General features: G+C 68.4%; 1 pseudogene. It reads right to left on the reverse strand.

Features of this window, described 5'->3' with window-relative positions:
* Window positions 1-98: 98 nt before the first annotated feature.
* Window positions 99-320, reverse strand: a pseudogene (locus OGL92_RS22110) (hypothetical protein); the annotation flags it as partial.

The following is a 320-nucleotide window of genomic DNA, read 5'->3' on the forward strand; positions in this document are numbered from 1 at the left end:
GGTGGGCGTGTGACCTCCACCGGGGGAACCGCGGCGCCCGCGCCGGCCCCGGATGTTCCGTTGAGGGGCGCGCCGTTCAATGGGTGGCCGTTGAGCATTCAAATCTCCCTGCAGGTGATGGTCCAGGACCGCCGCGCCCCCACCTCCGCCGCCGTGCTGCGAGACAGGTTGGCCTTGACCCAATAGGTGGGCATCCAGTGAACGCGGTAGAGCAGCGCATCAGGCACCGCCGGCGCCGTGGCCACGCCATCGGCATAGGAGGCATTGCCGATCTCGCGCCATTGCCCATCAACCCAGGCATATGCCCAGGGGGCAACGTC

It is taken from the genome of Pseudomonas sp. RIT-PI-AD (genome assembly GCF_025642785.1).
GTDB lineage: Bacteria > Pseudomonadota > Gammaproteobacteria > Pseudomonadales > Pseudomonadaceae > Pseudomonas_T.